The organism is Pseudomonas sp. CG7 (genome assembly GCF_023701885.1).
GTDB classification, from domain to species: domain Bacteria; phylum Pseudomonadota; class Gammaproteobacteria; order Pseudomonadales; family Pseudomonadaceae; genus Aquipseudomonas; species Aquipseudomonas zanjanensis.
Genome location: NZ_JABAEE010000002.1, coordinates 9,931 through 25,158, shown reverse-complemented (window position 1 = coordinate 25,158; position 15,228 = coordinate 9,931). Strand labels below are relative to the sequence as shown.

The following is a 15,228-nucleotide window of genomic DNA, read 5'->3' as shown; positions in this document are numbered from 1 at the left end:
CCGCCCGCGCCCACGGTGACAAACAAGCCGAAAAAGAAATGACCGTGTTCCTCAAGAAGCTGGATCGCCACCCCTGACTTCACACAAAACTGCTTTTGTGGCGAGGGAGCTTGCTCCCGCTTGAGTGCGAAGCACTCACAAAAAAGCCCACCGCGTCCTCAATACCAGCCCACCAAGCAGCCAACACACCAAACCCCTGTGGCGAGGGGGATTTATCCCCGCTGGGCTGCGCAGCAGCCCCAAAACAGCCAACGCGGTCTGTCTGATGTACCGGAAACTAACAGAGATTTGCTTCTTAATAGGATGCCCACCGATTTTTACCAAATCTATGGAGTGGACAATGACGAACGAAAATAGAGAATTGAGTCCGGATCTACACTCGCAAATACTGAAGTTCAGTAGTGACGGAGATCTGCTGGCTGAGTCAGGCCGCTTTGAGGAAGCAGTAGCCCAATATAACAAGGCGTGGGCATTAATCCCTTCCCCAAAAAATGATTGGGAGGCTGCAACCTGGATCCTGGCGGCCATCGCTGACGCTTGCTTTCTATCCGGATTTACGGCCTCCGCTCGCGAAGCTTTGCAGTACGCAATGACTTGCCCCGGCGGGATTGGAAATCCTTTTTTGCACCTGCGTCTTGGACAGGTTTTGCTCGATGAGGGTCAAGATGATCGTGCAGCGGATGAGTTAATGCGTGCATACATGGGAGCTGGCCCACAGATTTTCGCCGCGGAAGACGTCCGCTACTTGGCTTTTCTCAGGACACGTGCTGATCTTGACGCAGGGTGAAAAACCGATGAAGCGAATTTCCCGGTTGTTAGCCGTGTTATGGGTGCTAATCCACGCCTCATATTTGCCAATGACGCTGAAGGCGTAAGCCTCTCAGGCGAAGCTACAGACATCAATCACACCGTCCGCAGGGATGCGGTTATGAGTCGCCACGAAGGCACACAATTCCCAGCAATCATACGCGCGACGACAATTATGAAAGCTCCGAGAATGACTAAGACACACGGCTCTCTCCGGGCTCAAAAGCTCGTGGAACTTGGCTGGACTGTTAAACATGAATTCAAGGCTGGCAACGAAACATACGAGTGGTATCTGGAATGGGAGCACGTTGAAGAGCCTCCATTGCTTTCCTCACAAGATAATTGGGATGACCTAGCCAATACCGCCCCTGGTGACTGATTCTAAATGGCAGATTGAATAACCCGGGGGACAAACCACGATTTGGGCTCACCTGTAATCGGACTGTCTCATAATCGTGGTCTGTTCCCGTTTCCCCAGGACACCCTCTCAACCCTTAGGTTGAATAGAACGTAAGTACGTTCTCATATATTGCTGCGTCTTGAGTTACCAGTAAGAGGCGACAGGCGCCAAGCAGAGCATGCACGGGTTGTAAATCTTCAATTTGTGCCCAGAACGCGTCGGCCTTACCGCCCTCTCCGAACGGTTGGAATGCGATAGCGTTGCTGAATTTGGAGAGCCTCGCCCGATCCGGCAAGCGCTCAAAAACGTACCACTCATCAAAGCCCGGCGTGGGCAACTGATCGATATCCACAATGATAGGACTGATCGCCAAGTCACCTACACGTTGCCACCCGCTAGCGATCTCAACGGCGCTCAGGCTATAGGGTCCGCTATCCGACGCAGCAATCGCCACATAACGCCCCTGTACGAGCTGAGGAAGCTGGCGAATGAGGTCGCCGAGGTTAACGTCGTATCCATCGTGCCAGTCGAGAGTGCTGTAGCCCGCGCGCGCCCCGGTATGCAGCTCGGTTGTCATATATTTCCTTCGAGGATCAGCGACGACAAAAAAGGGGATTTATCTTCTGAAACTAAATCTGTCCCCCTACTCCTAGTAAAAGTCGTAATAAAGCGCCCACTCCCCAGTTTCGCTGTGCTTCCAGAACATCAGGCTCCCACTGTCGACCACGTTCAGATTGATCTTCGAGTCCGATGAGATCTGGAACACAAACTCGAAGCCTTCACCCGGATCAACACCCGACTGGCAGAACGAGGGGTAACCGCCGATCATGTGATCGTAGGTGTGGGTAACCAAGTCGTAATAGCTCTGGATCTTGCCCGCGCGTTCCAGCGTGAGGATTGCTTGCTCAAGGTCTTCCGGGACACCACCGCCATCCCACAGCGGAAAGTCCTCCGGCACCGCTTGCGCTGTCAGTGGGAAGGGTTTGAGGAATGTATCTGCCACCGACAGAGACTTGCGCACCAACACATCATCCGGCCCATACTCGCGGATAACCCAATTATTCCCCATCGGCTCAAGGTGCTCGGGGAACGGGTTTGAAATGAACACCGTCAGCACACGAACCCCTGCTAGCAGAGGGCTATTGACGGGCAGGGCGGGCAGGTAAAACTGCGCATAGGGGAGCAACTGTTGCCCCGCCTGATTAGTGGGCACCTCTTCATCCGGTCGGAACAGGAAGACATTGCCCAGCCAGCTTTCTTCATCGGTGCCAGCAGGACGAAAGCCGCCGGCAATGAGCTTCACGGCGGGGCGGGCCAGGCGTTGCTTGATTTCCTGGATTTCCATGGCGATGTAAACCTCCTTTTTGCTACAGGTATTAAGGTCGCAGATGGGCAGTGTACGAGAGTGGATAGCAGCCCTTCTTTGCCCGAGCTAGGCCACGTTAGCGTCCTTCACGAGGGTGAGCGTTCCCACTCCCCGGCCTATGACTTTCCCGAGGGCTCCTAGCGTACCCGAGTGTCATCGACACCGGCTCGGCCAGTGATAAGGAAACAATAGAGTTTGAGGGCAAGGCTGCAAAGCCGGCGGATTCTGGTGCGGTTGTAGGCAAAGGCGCGGGGATATGTGGCTTGGAGGTGCGGTGGTCAGGTCCTGGCTTGGCCCACAGCAGGTGGAGAAGCAGGAGCAAGCATCCATTGCGAGTGTTATTGAAGGGCAAATCTACGGAAAATAAATCCGTCCCCTTATTTCATGTGCCAGAGTGCGAAGGCTGCGCACGCAAATCCCAATGTGGTGGCTTCTTTTCTTCTGGCGTGCGTAATGGATACAGCACAGCTATCACTCCTTTTCTAATGTGACGTCCGCTTAATGAGGAGCTTAGTGCTCGTGCCCGCTTCGGGCTAGGCCAGAGAAAACGTGCCGGCCGACTTACTATCGACTTACTATCTGGAATAAATTCCTTTTTTCCAACCCACCCTGTTTACAAATGCCTGCTGACACGAAGGATCCTGTGCATGCTCCAATCCCTGCTCGACAAAATCCTCAGTCGTCCTCTGACTCAGGAAGGATTTGCCAAAAAATTTATCGAGTCAGCCCGCAAGGCTGGCTACAGCGAGGCCATGGACTTTCAGACTAGCGAGTTTCGCATCCGTCATAACAATGGTTCGTACTTCAATCTTCATAACGCCTTTCGCGACTATCAAAATGGAGACAAGACCCAGAAGGTCGCAATTTTGAATGGGTACGTATCGACTCTGTTGGCGTCTGGCCAGAGAACCGGGACGGTCTTTGAAAACGTGAAAGCACACTTACGTCCGGTGATTCGAAATCTTGCCATGCTTGAAGAAGTTCGACTGGAGCACGCCAGAAATGGTGGCGATAAGCCGCACGATGTCGTTTATCGGTCCTTGGGTCGCGACTGTGTGATTATGCTTGCCGTCGACTCGCCCGAGTCCACCGCCACCCTTACGAGGGGCCCTGAAGCGCAGTGGGGTGTCACAATGGATGAGGCAGTGGCGATCTCCATTGAGAACTTGCGCGATGCTACGCACGAGGCCTTTGATGAGATTATCCCTGGGCTCTACGCCGCGCAGTGGGCGGACGGATACGACAGCAGCAGAGTCTTGTTGCCAGATGTTCTACATCGCGCATCAGTTAAAGGTCGACCGGTGTTCATGATCCCCAGTCGTGACGTCTTGATGGTCACGGGCGACAAGGATGAGCAAGGCATCCGTCAGATGGTCGAGCTTAGCTTCATAGCGCTTGAGAGGGGCAGGGCAGTCTCCACCGACATTTATACCTATGACGGGCGCGATATCGTCCCATTTCACCCTGATGATGAAGGGGTCAATAACCGTCTGGCCAAGCTGGAACATCTGCTGCTCCAGGGTAGTTACAGTAATCAGAAAGAGTTGCTCGATAAGGTCAATCTGGAAACGGGCGTCGATGTGTTTGTTGCCTCGTACCATCTCTACGAGCTGGCTGACCAGAACGGCAAAACCGTATCGATGAGCGCTTGGACAAAAGGTGTGCTGACCCTATTGCCCAAGACGGATCGCGTCGCGTTGGTTGAACCCGTTCAGGGTGGGGAACCGACAGTCAAAACCGTTCCCTGGGGCGAACTTGAATCCGAGCTTGGCGATCTGCTGACTACAGACGCTGGCTATCCACCTCGCTATCGGACACTAGGATTTCCTTCGCCAGAGCAGCTTAATCGCCTGACTGCCTTATGATCGCTGCTCAACTAATATGGCGCACTGCGATGGAGGTATGAATGCCCGATACTTACAGCGCGCATGATCATGCGAACCGCAATCAGGCAGAAATCCTCATTAGCAACGATTGCGCTTGCTTTGGTTGCTATGCGGTATTTCCTTCTTCTGATGTGACACGGTTTACTGAGACCACGGCATGGTGTCCAAAATGCGAGGCTTTCAGTACGGTCGTTGGCGATGCCTCCGAGCTGCCTTTGGATCGAGAGTTTCTGGAGGCAGTTCACGATCATTGGATCGGGCCTCAAGATTGGTTAGATGAGATGGCGGCGCAGACTCACGCGATCGCAACTGCTGTTTACACGCAGACAAGCACAACGATGGATGAGGAACGAGTTCGTCCTTGGTGGAAGTTTTGGCGATGACACTCCCAATTATCCAGCGAATGCATGCGATCAGTTTGCTGTGTCTTTTCTGTCTAAGCCGCTATGCGATTGCAGGAGCAAAAAGGGGATTCATATACATAACACACCGTCCGTCCGCTTTTAGCCCGTTTGCGGCTTATCGCTAGAAAGAACCCTTGGGGGCCATGGGGAAACGATTCTAGGATATTCAGAAAATATCATCTGTTTCCACGGATGGAAGAAACCCGACGCAAAACGTCGGGTTTTTTCATTTGGGAAAAATCCTACTGCCGCGGCTCCACGTTATCCAACACCCGATTCGCCAACAACGAACTCAACTCAATCAACTGCTGTATCCCCTGCGCCACGTGCCGCCTCGATCCCTCCAGATCAAACGCCAGATCACTCACCATCGCATCAGCCGAAGCCAACGTCTCAGTGAGGTTGGCAAGCAGACATTCGTTATCGAGGCCTTTCACGACGGCATACAGCTGCCCCGGTTTGGGGTCGTCTTTGGATTTATCCGGTTTCGGTAGCAAGTAGTGATCGAGCACCCGTTTAGTGGTTTCGTCTTGCTGCTTGGCTTTGGATTTTGCGGATGTAGAGGTGGAATCTGCTTCTGGCGGATTCGGAGTTATTTTGAACATCGACGTAATCTCTCAATTAGGCCGCGACCCTCTCGCTACTAAACGAAAGGGTGGCGGCTGTGCGCAAGTTAGTAGACCGGTGATTACGTCAAACCCGGCGCACCCAAGGGTGCCATGCGCACAGCCACCATCGAGAACAGGCAATGCCTGACTGATGAGACTCATGCACCGAGACGTAAACCGGGCTACTAAACCCGACCACTGATGGGCAGTGGCAGGAAGACAATAGAACCCCGGGACAAGGCGCACAAGCGGGCGGATTCTGGCGTAGTTGTAGGCAAAGGCGCAAGGATGCGTAGCTTGATAGAGAATGTAGGTGAGGGCTGTAGGAGAGAGGTTTTTTGGCGATTTGGGTGGGGTGTTTTGCGCTGGAACTGGGGTGATTTCATCGCGAGCAGGCTCGCTCCCACAGGGTTTTGTGTTGCACGCAGTATTGATGAACACCACCGAAAAAGTGTGGGAGCGGGCTTGCTGGCGAAGGCGTTGGCACATTCAGCATTGATGCAAGCTGATCCCCCGTATTCGCGAGCAAGCCCGCTCCCACAAAGGGATTTGCGGCGGCCAGGGAAATCGAACTCACCGCTGAGCCACGCCTCAGCTCCCTTCGTTGTTACAGCTGGCCCCGTGCTTGAGATACGTCAGGGCTTTCTCCTCACCCATCGAATCGAGGTAGGTAATCTGCGCATTCACCAACCCGCAGGTCTGGCCGCCGTCTTCAGTCAGCGAGATCACTTTGTCGATGTCCAGGTGTGTGCCGTAGGAATAGCTTTCGCTGGCTGCTTTGTCTTGGGCCAAGGCGGGTAATGCGCCGGCGCTCAGGGCAGTGATCAGGCAAGCAGTAGCGATGGTCTTCAGGTTCATGGTCGTTTCCCTTCAATGAGTTGGATGGCGCTCATTAAAGGCCCGTGAGGTATCTCGGCTGTGTCGAAAAACGCCGTGATTGGATGCGTACGTATCTGAGGTGAATTGCGATACAGATCGATACAATCGCCACTGTTTTTGCTTGGCTCTGGCTTGATCTCGGGCTGGATAAGCTGAACGCACGGTGCGTCGCCAACCGGCAACACGGCATCGTCACACTGCGCAATCGATGCGCGCATTTCGGAGAGCAGGGCATGGAACATGTCGATCACGTATTGATCGTGGATGATGATCGGGAAATCAGGGAGCTGGTCGGCAACTACTTGGTGAAGAATGGTTTGCGCACCACCGTGGTTGCCGATGGGCGTCAGATGCGGGCCTTTCTCGAAGCCAATCAGGTGGACTTGATCGTGCTCGACATCATGATGCCGGGGGATGACGGGCTGCTGTTGTGCCGCGAATTGCGCGCCGGCAAGCATAAGGCGACACCGGTGCTGATGCTGACGGCTCGCAGCGACGAGACCGACCGCATCATAGGCCTGGAAATGGGCGCCGACGATTATCTGGCCAAACCCTTCGCGGCCCGGGAGCTGCTGGCGCGTATCAACGCGGTGCTGCGGCGCACCCGCATGCTGCCGCCGAACTTTGTCGTCAGCGAAAGCGGCCGCATGCTCAAGTTCGGCCGCTGGCGCCTCGACACCACCGCTCGCCATTTGCTCGATGAAGACGACACGCTGGTCTCGCTGAGCGGCGCCGAGTACCGGCTGCTGCGGGTGTTTCTCGATCATCCTCAGCGGGTGCTGAGTCGCGACCAGTTGCTCAACCTGACGCAGGGCCGTGACGCGGACATCTTCGACCGTTCCATTGATTTGCTGGTCAGCCGCGTGCGTCAGCGCTTGCTGGATGACGCCCGCGAGCCGCTCTATTTGAAGACGGTGCGCAACGAAGGCTACGTCTTTACCTTTGCGGTGGAAATGCTTGAGGAGCAGGCATGAAACTCGCGTTGCAATGGCCTCGCACGCTGGCCTCGCGGCTGTGGCTGGTGTTCCTGGTCGGCCTGATACTCGCCCAGGCCCTGACGTTCGCAGCCCAGTACTACGAACGCTACGAAAGCACCAAGACGGCGATGTTGGGCAACTTTGAGCACGACACGGCGACCTCCATCGCCATCCTCGACCGTCTGCCTGCCGACGAGCGCCTGGCATGGACCAAGCGTCTGCAGCGTCGTAACTATGACTATTTGCTGCGGGAACATGATCCTGGCATTCCGCTCACTTCCAACGATCTCGCGGCGACGGCGGCGCAATCCCTGCAAGTCTCGCTGGGCCGCAACTATGACCTGACCATTGTCGAGATCCCGGGGCCGCGCCAGCATTTCCAAGCCCAGGTGCGACTGGCTGACGGCAGCCCGGTGCCCATCGATGTGCGTCCCTCGGTCAGGCCGTGGTCGCCCTGGCTGCCCTTTGTCCTGTTCGGGCAGTTGCTGTTGATGATCGGCTGCACCTGGCTGGCCGTGCGCATCGCCATACGCCCGCTCAGTCGCCTGGCCGAGGCGGTCGAGAACCTCGACCCGAACGCCCATCCCGTGCCGTTGGATGAAACCGGTCCACGGGAAGTGGCCTACGCCGCCCGCGCCTTTAACAGCATGCAGGCGCGCATTGCTGCTTACCTGAAAGAGCGCATGCAATTGCTCGCGGCGATTTCCCATGACTTGCAGACGCCCATCACGCGCATGAAGCTGCGCGCCGAATTCATGGACGACTCGGTCGAGAAAGACAAACTGGGCAACGACCTCAACGAGATCGAGCATCTGGTGCGCGAGGGTGTTGCTTATGCGCGAAGCGTCCATGGGGCGACGGAGACCAGTTGCCGCATCAGCCTGGATTCTTTTCTCGACAGCCTGGTGTGCGACTACCAGGACACCGGTCGCGAGGTCAGCCTGCGCGGCCAGAACGGCGCGATCATCGAGACAAGGCCCCATGCCCTGCGGCGTATTTTGGTGAATCTGGTGGATAACGCGCTGAAGTACGCCGGCACCGCCGAGGTGGAAATTGGCGGCGATGCGAGCACCGGCGTTTCCATCAGTGTGCTTGACCGAGGGCCGGGCATTCCCGAGGAGATCCTGGCCGAGGTGGTCAAGCCCTTCTATCGGGTGGAAAGCTCACGCAACCGCAGCTCTGGCGGCACCGGCCTGGGCCTTGCCATCGCCCAGCAGTTGACCGTGGCGATTGGTGGAACGCTGAGCCTGCGCAACCGCGACGGCGGCGGGCTTTGCGTGACGCTCGACTTCGGCGGCGATCAGTAGGCCGCTCCTGCTGGATCAGTGGCATGCATTTGTAAGCCACTGTATCCAGCGCATCTACAGACTCAAAACAACGCATAACGGCCGGGTGTCGAACATTTCCGGTATACATGCCGCTGCAAGAATTCTCCTCATCAACTAGCCATCGGATCCCCGGTGGCGAGCCATGACCTAAGGAGATCTTGCCATGAATACCCAGTCCTCCCGCGCTCAAGCAGCCAGCTACATCACCACCCCGGATGGCGTACAGCTCTATTACAAGGACTGGGGTCCGAAAGATGGGCCAGTTGTCACCTTCAGCCACGGCGGGCCGCTGAATTCCGATAGCTGGGAATCGCAGATGTTGTTCCTGGCGGACCAAGGCTATCGGGTCATTGCCCACGACCGCCGCGGCCATGGCCGGTCCAGCCAGCCGTGGGAAGGCAACGACATGGATCACTATGCCGATGACCTGGCCGCTGTGATCAACACCCTGGACCTTAACGACGTCACCCTGGTGGGTTTCTCAACCGGGGGTGGCGAAATCACCCGCTACATCGGCCGCCACGGCACCGACCGGGTGAAGAAGGCCGCACTGATCAGCGCCGTTCCGCCGATGATGCTCCAGACCGAAGACTACCCAGGCGGCCTGCCGATCGAGGTGTTCGACGGCCTGCGCAAGGCCTCGCTGGACAACCGCTCGCAGCTGTATCGCGACATCGCGTCTGGCCCGTTCTTCGGCTTCAACCGCGACGGGGCGAACGTCTCCCAGGGGCTGATCGATTCGTTCTGGGTGCAGGGCATGCAAGCGGGCCACAAGAATACCTATGACTGCATCGCGGCGTTCTCGGCGACGGACTTCCGCGCCGACCTGGCCAAGTTCGACGTGCCGACACTGATCGTACATGGCGACGATGACCAGATCGTCCCGATTGACGCCTCCGCCCATGCCGCCGCCGAGCTTGTGCAGGACGCCGAGTTGATCGTCTATCCGGGTGCGCCCCACGGCCTGACCGACACCCACAAGGACCGCCTCAACCAGGATCTGTTGGATTTCCTGGCCAAGTGAACCCATCGCTGCAGCGTCACCCCACTAATCGATGAAAAAAGGAATGATCATGCTCACTATTAAATCGCTGTTGGCCGTCACCATCACCGCTGCGCTGGCACTCACATCCGTTCAAAACGCAACCGCCGCGCACCCCGACACCACCAAGCCCACCATCGTGCTGGTGCATGGCGCCTTCGCCGAATCGTCCAGCTGGAATGGCGTTGCCGCCCAGTTGCTGAACCAGGGGTATCCGGTCGTTGCCGCGGCCAACCCGCTGCGCGGTGTGAAGCAGGACGCTGATTACGTCGCCGATATCGTCGAGCAAACCGCCGGCCCGGTGATCCTGGTGGGTCATTCCTACGGCGGCGCCGTGATCACTAACGCCGTGCACAACAACCCCAAGGTCAAGGGGCTTGTCTACGTCGCAGCCTTCGCGCCGGACAAAGGCGAAACCGCCATCGAACTGTCCGGTCGCTACCCTGGCGGCACCCTTGGCCCGACCTTGGCGGCTCCGGTGCAGTTGGACGATGGCAATAAGGATCTCTACATCCAGCAGGACAAATTCGGCCAACAATTTGCCGCCGACGTTCCAGCGGCTGATTCCGCGCTGATGGCTGCGACACAACGCCCCATCAGCGAGGCGGCCTTGAAGGAAGCGTCTGGCGACCCGGCCTGGAAAAAACTGCCGTCCTGGTTCATCTACGGCTCGGCGGACAAGAACATCCCCGAGGCGGCCCTGAAGTTCATGGCCGAACGCGCTGGCTCGAAAAAGACTGTCACAGTTCAAGGGGCTTCCCATGTGGTGATGACGTCCAATCCGGGGAAGGTTGCAGAGCTGATCGTTGAAGCGGCGCAGGCCAGTTCCAAAGGATGATCTCGTAAAGCGGGATGACTGACCCTCATCCGTTGGTCTTCGAGAAAAACCAAAAACCCGGCGTTAGAGGCCGGGTTTTTTCGTTTGATCGTTCCCACGCTCTGCGTGGTAATGAATTTCGTGACGCTCTGCGTCAGCTTCCAGAAGCGGAACGCGGAGCGCCCCTGGCGACATTCCCACGCAGGAGCGTTGGAACGATCGATTTATTCGTTTTGCCCTACAACGCTTCGCCCTATGCAGCCGCGAAATTGCCCCGGGTTCATCACTTAATGCGGGTTCGCGTAATCGAGTTTTGTGAGATATACCTTAAGCACCCCATCGCTAAGGCATTCACGCAAGGAGCATGACGATGAGCTGGTCTTCTCTGCCTGAAAATATCAAACTTATGGTGTTGCATTTTTTAACCATTGAAGAACTGACCGAAATAATGTTTACCGATCAGCAAACTTCCAGGCTGGTGCTGACTGTCTGGCGGGACAAGATGTCGTTGCAGACGGGAGGGGATAGTCAAGGACATTTTCTTTCGTTTGATGCTGTGCATTGGGCCCTTTCTTCAAATTCTACATTTCGTCTTCTAGCTCAGTTGCCAGCTTTTATTCCAAGCCAAATTACCCGTGGTCTGCAAATTGGCAAGGGGGGTACAAATAGCGTATATCTCGTCAAGGAACATCCAGGTGTATTGATGAAGGACGGTGGTGCGAAAGTCGGTGGAACTTCGAAGGAGTACAATGCCATGGTTAAGATGGGGGCCATGGGGTTGCGCACAGTACTGCATGACTTGCGAATTCATCGCGGCAGAATTCAGATTATCATGGACCGTGTTAACGGCTGTGTTGATAGCAAAACAATTATCGGTTACAAAAAACATCTGACGGACTATATCAATCCTGACATGGCAACACCTTGCCCGCGCAGTAAGGATGCTTTAGCTATTCATGGCGAGACACTTTGTCAACTTCTCAGCGCCTGGGATCTGATGTTCGAGAAAGGTCAGTATTTCAACGATTTTCAGTTTCTTTTGGATCCAAGCGGTGAGGTTTACCTGAATGATCCTACTGATGTTGCGAATAAATTTTGGGATCGCGGTACCAATATCATAATTCAGGCGATTATTAATACCTATGAATATATCCATCGTATCGCTGGTGAGCAAGATTGGATGACTTTTAAACGGTACAAGAAAACCCTCGCGGAACGCCGTTATAAAGAATTCGAACTGGGGTCGGGGCTGTTGCCAGAACAGTTTTACACGCCTCACTATACGGTAATAAATTACCGTTTTTGCTGGTATCAAGCGCCATCACCTTCCACTATGTTTAGGACTAAATTTGCGCTGGATGTACCAAGTTTTATAAGGGTTCAGTTGGCGGGTGGGATGTTTGGTTATTTTCATCAGGAGTGTGACTATCGTAGGCCTGGAGTTTATGAGTGGGCTAAATGGAATGATTTGTTGAGTCTTATTTAATCCCCTTTTCGCGCCTTTTCGCGAACTCGCCGTGGTGAGGGAGCTTGCTCCCGCTTGAGTGCGCAGCACTCATAGAGCCCGTGCGTCCGAACCGGCGATCCACATCCGCGACGCGCAATTGCGAGCCTCGGCCGACTGTCCAGGTCGTGCCGTTGTCCTTACTCATCTGCTGAGCTGCGCACCAAGTGGCTATAGCTAATCTATCTGCGAATCATTAGCATTAGCTGTATTGGCTTCCGTTTCCCCGCAGGTAATCACCCCATGCTATTTCCCTCTCGCCTTACGTTGCTCGCCGCGTGCTGCTCAGTCAGTTTCCTTGCCCAGGCGGCAGAGCCCATTGAATTGGGCGTGACCGACGTTACTGCCGATGCGATCAAAACCAACTCCAACACGCTACCAACGCCCTATGCGGGTGGGCAGGTGGCGAGCGGAGGCCAGATGGGGGTGCTGGGCAATCAGGACAACATGGATGTCCCGTTCGTGATGACGAGTTACACCTCGCAGTTGATTGAAGATCAACAAGCGGAAGACGTGGGTGATGTGCTGCTCAATGATCCGTCGGTGCGTCAATCCTATGGATTTGGTAACCAATCCCAGGTGTTCGTGATTCGAGGCCTGCCGCTTGCCAGCGACGACATTTCCTACAACGGGCTGTACGGCGTTTTACCGCGTCAAATTCTGTCGACGGATGCGATCGAGCGTGTCGAAGTGTTCAAGGGCCCCAACGCGATTATCAACGGTGTCAGCCCGACGGGCTCGGGCTTGGGGGGCGGCGTCAACCTACAGCCTAAACGCGCGGAGGATGTCCCGACGCGTCGTTATACCCAGGACATCAGCACCGATGGCCGCAATGGCGAGCATTTGGATATTGGGCAGCGATTCGGCGAGGACAAGCGGTTTGGCGCCCGGTTGAACCTGAGCCAGCGGGAAGGTGATACAGCGATCGACAATCAGGATCAGCGCACCAAGTTGTTCGTGGCGGGCTTGGACTATCGAGGTGATGACTTCCGCCTCTCCACCGATTTCGGCTACCAGAAACAGCGTATCAACGGCCTGCGTAACTCGGTGAATATCGGCAGCGCCACCCGCATTCCCACGGCTCCGCACGCGAGCCACAATTTTGGCCAGGACTGGACTTACTCCGAAACCGAAGACACCTTCGGCATGGTTCGTGGCGATTGGGATTTGAACGAAAACTGGACCGCCTACCTGGCTGGCGGTGTAAAGCACACCCGAGAAACAGGGGTCTACGCCACACCGACACTGGTCGGCAATAACGGCGTAGCGACGATTGGCGGCTCGGAAATTCCTCACAATGAAGACAACACATCGTTCAGTGGCGGGTTGAACGGGCGCTTCAACACGGGCCCTGTCTCCCACCAGGTTGCGATCGGCGGCTCAACGATCTGGACCGAGCAGGAAAACGCCTACACGTTCTATCGTCCCGTTATCGGCAACAGCAATATTTACGACACTCCGAAGCTTCCCAAGCCGACGGCGGTGTCCAGCACCGGCGGTGAAATGGGCGATCCCGGGGTGACCGGCAAAACCCGCAACCGTAGCCTGGCGATTTCCGACACGGTGGGTTTGTTCGATGACAAGTTGCTGGTCACTTATGGTGTTCGTCGTCAGCAGTTGCGTGTCGAAAACTACAAGTACGATGGCACCACTTCAAACGGTGTCGCCAATCCAGCAAACGATGGCAGCCGTAGTACGCTCTACGATGACGCCGTTACCACGCCGGTCTACGGCATCGTCTACAAGCCTGTGGAGAGCGTGTCGCTCTACGCCAACCGAATCGAAGGCCTTGCAAAAGGGCCAGTGGCGTCCGGTTCAGGCATCACCAACCTGGGCCAAGCCTTTCCCCCTGGCCGCACAAAACAGTTGGAAGCGGGCATCAAGCTGGACATGCAAACCTTCGGTGCCAACGTGGGTGTTTTCCGCATCGAGAAACCGTCCGATGGTTACGTCGACAACGCGCTGAACCTCTATGTGCGTGATGGTGAGCAGGTCAACAAGGGGCTGGAGATCAGCGTATTCGGCGAGCCCATCGAAGGCCTCCGGTTAATGGCCGGCGGTACCCGCATGACGTCCGAACTGAAAAACACCGCGGGCGGCCTCAACGATGGCAACCACGCCATCGGCGTGCCGACGTTTCAGCTCAATGCCAGCGTGGATTGGGATGTCCCGGGTATCGAAGGTGCCGCGCTCAGCGCGAGGATGTTGCGCACGGGCGGGCAGTACGCTGACCAGGCCAACAACCTGAGCTTGCCGACCTGGAACCGGTTCGACGCTGGCGCACGTTATAAGATGAAATTCGTGGAGAAAGACCTGACGTTGCGCGTCAACGTGGAAAACATTACCGATAAGAACTACTGGGCCTCGGCGAACGGCGGCTACCTTTCGCAGGGGGATCCGCGGTTGGTGAAGTTTTCGGGGACTATCGATTTCTAACTATTCATTTGAGGAAGGCTTGGAATATCGAGACTGAAGAGGGGAACCCAACCCTCTGTGGCGAGGGAGCTTGCTCCCGCTGGCCTGCGCAGCAGGCCTCTGCATTATTTCAGGTAAACCGCATCGTCTGGTTTTGCGGCTGCTGCGCAGCCGAGCGGGAGCAAGCTCCCTCGCCACGGGTGGTGTCTGGGCTGGCGTCATCGCGAGCAAGCTCGCTCCCACAGGGAATCGGGGCTGTTGCAGATACTGTGTTTACCGCCGCCCAGTGGGAGCGGGCTTGCTCGCGAAGGGGGCGGCACATTCAATATTGAAGCAAGCTGACCCGCCGCTTTCGCGAGCAGCCCGCAGTGGGTGGCGTTGGGCTGGATATTCGGTTCGACACTAACCCTGTGGCGAGGGAGCTTGCTCCCGCTGGCCTGCGCAGCAGGCCCCTGCATTTTTCCAGGCAAACCGCATCGTCCGGCTTTGCGACTGCTGCGCAGCCGAGCGGGAGCAAGCTTCCTCGCCACGGGTGGTGTCTGGGCTGGCGTCATCGCGAGCAAGCTCGCTCCCACAGTACGTGGCGTTGGGCTGGATGTTCGGTTCGACACTAACCTCTGTGGCGAGGGAGCTTGCTCCCGCTGGCCTGCGCAGCAGGCCCCTGCATTATTTTAGATAAACCGCATCGTCTGGTTTTGCGACTGCTGCGCAGCCGAGCGGGAGCAAGCTCCCTCGCCACGGGTGGTGTCTGGGCTGGCGTCATCGCGAGCAAGCTCGCTCCCACAGGGGCTGTAT

15 protein-coding genes are annotated in these 15,228 nt (G+C 56.4%); 10 read left to right on the top strand and 5 right to left on the bottom strand.

Translation table 11 applies throughout. The features are described from left to right. Positions 1 to 340 precede the first annotated feature (340 nt). Together HGO40_RS01145 and HGO40_RS01140 are read left to right on the top strand one after the other, a co-directional pair. Positions 341 to 787: a tetratricopeptide repeat protein gene (locus HGO40_RS01145; RefSeq protein ID WP_250961538.1), complete on the top strand. Its 447-nt coding sequence runs from the start codon at positions 341 to 343 to the stop codon at positions 785 to 787. Between the two features lie 141 nt (positions 788 to 928). Beyond that, positions 929 to 1,186 (top strand): hypothetical protein, encoded by a 258-nt coding sequence (locus HGO40_RS01140; RefSeq protein WP_250961537.1) that lies wholly within the window; start codon positions 929 to 931, stop codon positions 1,184 to 1,186. A 115-nt stretch (positions 1,187 to 1,301) separates the two neighbouring features. On the opposite strand, the gene HGO40_RS01135 is transcribed toward HGO40_RS01140, so the two are convergent. Beyond that, positions 1,302 to 1,784 (bottom strand): hypothetical protein, encoded by a 483-nt coding sequence (locus tag HGO40_RS01135; protein ID WP_250961536.1) that lies wholly within the window; start codon positions 1,782 to 1,784, stop codon positions 1,302 to 1,304. A 72-nt stretch (positions 1,785 to 1,856) separates the two neighbouring features. After that, positions 1,857 to 2,552 (bottom strand): DUF1963 domain-containing protein, encoded by a 696-nt coding sequence (locus tag HGO40_RS01130; protein ID WP_250961535.1) that lies wholly within the window; start codon positions 2,550 to 2,552, stop codon positions 1,857 to 1,859. A 668-nt stretch (positions 2,553 to 3,220) separates the two neighbouring features. Between HGO40_RS01130 and HGO40_RS01125 the strand changes: the two genes are divergently transcribed. Beyond that, a complete protein-coding gene (locus tag HGO40_RS01125) occupies positions 3,221 to 4,438 on the top strand; it encodes a DUF1444 family protein (protein ID WP_250961534.1) in 1,218 nt (405 codons plus the stop codon). Positions 4,439 to 4,479: 41 nt separating this feature from the next. Then, a complete protein-coding gene (locus tag HGO40_RS01120; protein ID WP_250961533.1) occupies positions 4,480 to 4,842 on the top strand; it encodes a hypothetical protein in 363 nt (120 codons plus the stop codon). Between the two features lie 263 nt (positions 4,843 to 5,105). Here HGO40_RS01120 and HGO40_RS01115 read toward each other — a convergent pair whose 3' ends face one another. From HGO40_RS01115 to HGO40_RS01105, 3 genes are all read right to left on the bottom strand, one after another. Further along, positions 5,106 to 5,468 carry a DUF6124 family protein gene (locus HGO40_RS01115; RefSeq protein ID WP_250961532.1) on the bottom strand — a complete coding sequence of 121 codons (363 nt, stop codon included), beginning with the start codon at positions 5,466 to 5,468 and terminating at the stop codon, positions 5,106 to 5,108. A 594-nt stretch (positions 5,469 to 6,062) separates the two neighbouring features. After that, a complete protein-coding gene (locus HGO40_RS01110; RefSeq protein WP_250961531.1) occupies positions 6,063 to 6,329 on the bottom strand; it encodes a DUF2790 domain-containing protein in 267 nt (88 codons plus the stop codon). Then, positions 6,326 to 6,601, bottom strand: coding sequence for a hypothetical protein (locus HGO40_RS01105; protein ID WP_250961530.1), 276 nt, complete (start codon positions 6,599 to 6,601; stop codon positions 6,326 to 6,328). Before HGO40_RS01105 ends, HGO40_RS01110 begins: the two co-directional genes overlap by 4 nt. On the opposite strand from HGO40_RS01105, the gene HGO40_RS01100 reads away from it, so the two are divergent. From HGO40_RS01100 to HGO40_RS01075, 6 genes are all read left to right on the top strand, one after another. After that, the gene (locus tag HGO40_RS01100) at positions 6,584 to 7,324 is read left to right on the top strand and encodes a response regulator (protein ID WP_018600898.1); all 741 of its coding nucleotides are present in this window, start codon (positions 6,584 to 6,586) and stop codon (positions 7,322 to 7,324) included. The two genes, HGO40_RS01105 and HGO40_RS01100, sit on opposite strands and share 18 nt — an antisense overlap. Continuing rightward, positions 7,321 to 8,634 (top strand): ATP-binding protein, encoded by a 1,314-nt coding sequence (locus HGO40_RS01095; protein WP_250961529.1) that lies wholly within the window; start codon positions 7,321 to 7,323, stop codon positions 8,632 to 8,634. Before HGO40_RS01100 ends, HGO40_RS01095 begins: the two co-directional genes overlap by 4 nt. Positions 8,635 to 8,818: 184 nt before the next feature. Beyond that, the gene (locus HGO40_RS01090; RefSeq protein ID WP_250961528.1) at positions 8,819 to 9,679 is read left to right on the top strand and encodes an alpha/beta fold hydrolase; all 861 of its coding nucleotides are present in this window, start codon (positions 8,819 to 8,821) and stop codon (positions 9,677 to 9,679) included. 43 nt (positions 9,680 to 9,722) lie between these two features. Beyond that, on the top strand, positions 9,723 to 10,535 hold the full coding sequence (locus HGO40_RS01085) for an alpha/beta fold hydrolase (protein ID WP_250961527.1): 813 nt from the start codon (positions 9,723 to 9,725) through the stop codon (positions 10,533 to 10,535). Positions 10,536 to 10,884: 349 nt separating this feature from the next. Then, positions 10,885 to 12,000 carry a hypothetical protein gene (locus HGO40_RS01080; protein WP_250961526.1) on the top strand — a complete coding sequence of 372 codons (1,116 nt, stop codon included), beginning with the start codon at positions 10,885 to 10,887 and terminating at the stop codon, positions 11,998 to 12,000. A 261-nt stretch (positions 12,001 to 12,261) separates the two neighbouring features. Continuing rightward, positions 12,262 to 14,454 (top strand): TonB-dependent receptor, encoded by a 2,193-nt coding sequence (locus tag HGO40_RS01075; RefSeq protein ID WP_250961525.1) that lies wholly within the window; start codon positions 12,262 to 12,264, stop codon positions 14,452 to 14,454. Positions 14,455 to 15,228: the final 774 nt, after the last annotated feature.

Excerpts from the sequence above, each read along its gene's own strand:
- HGO40_RS01145 (WP_250961538.1), top strand. The coding sequence starts at position 341 with ATGACGAACGAAAATAGAGAATTGAGTCCGGATCTACACTCGCAAATA.
- HGO40_RS01140 (WP_250961537.1), top strand. The coding sequence starts at position 929 with ATGAGTCGCCACGAAGGCACACAATTCCCAGCAATCATACGCGCGACG.
- HGO40_RS01135 (WP_250961536.1), bottom strand. The coding sequence starts at position 1,784 with ATGACAACCGAGCTGCATACCGGGGCGCGCGCGGGCTACAGCACTCTC.
- HGO40_RS01130 (WP_250961535.1), bottom strand. The coding sequence starts at position 2,552 with ATGGAAATCCAGGAAATCAAGCAACGCCTGGCCCGCCCCGCCGTGAAG.
- HGO40_RS01125 (WP_250961534.1), top strand. The coding sequence starts at position 3,221 with ATGCTCCAATCCCTGCTCGACAAAATCCTCAGTCGTCCTCTGACTCAG.
- HGO40_RS01120 (WP_250961533.1), top strand. The coding sequence starts at position 4,480 with ATGCCCGATACTTACAGCGCGCATGATCATGCGAACCGCAATCAGGCA.
- HGO40_RS01115 (WP_250961532.1), bottom strand. The coding sequence starts at position 5,468 with ATGTTCAAAATAACTCCGAATCCGCCAGAAGCAGATTCCACCTCTACA.
- HGO40_RS01110 (WP_250961531.1), bottom strand. The coding sequence starts at position 6,329 with ATGAACCTGAAGACCATCGCTACTGCTTGCCTGATCACTGCCCTGAGC.
- HGO40_RS01100 (WP_018600898.1), top strand. The coding sequence starts at position 6,584 with ATGGAACATGTCGATCACGTATTGATCGTGGATGATGATCGGGAAATC.
- HGO40_RS01095 (WP_250961529.1), top strand. The coding sequence starts at position 7,321 with ATGAAACTCGCGTTGCAATGGCCTCGCACGCTGGCCTCGCGGCTGTGG.
- HGO40_RS01090 (WP_250961528.1), top strand. The coding sequence starts at position 8,819 with ATGAATACCCAGTCCTCCCGCGCTCAAGCAGCCAGCTACATCACCACC.
- HGO40_RS01085 (WP_250961527.1), top strand. The coding sequence starts at position 9,723 with ATGATCATGCTCACTATTAAATCGCTGTTGGCCGTCACCATCACCGCT.
- HGO40_RS01080 (WP_250961526.1), top strand. The coding sequence starts at position 10,885 with ATGAGCTGGTCTTCTCTGCCTGAAAATATCAAACTTATGGTGTTGCAT.
- HGO40_RS01075 (WP_250961525.1), top strand. The coding sequence starts at position 12,262 with ATGCTATTTCCCTCTCGCCTTACGTTGCTCGCCGCGTGCTGCTCAGTC.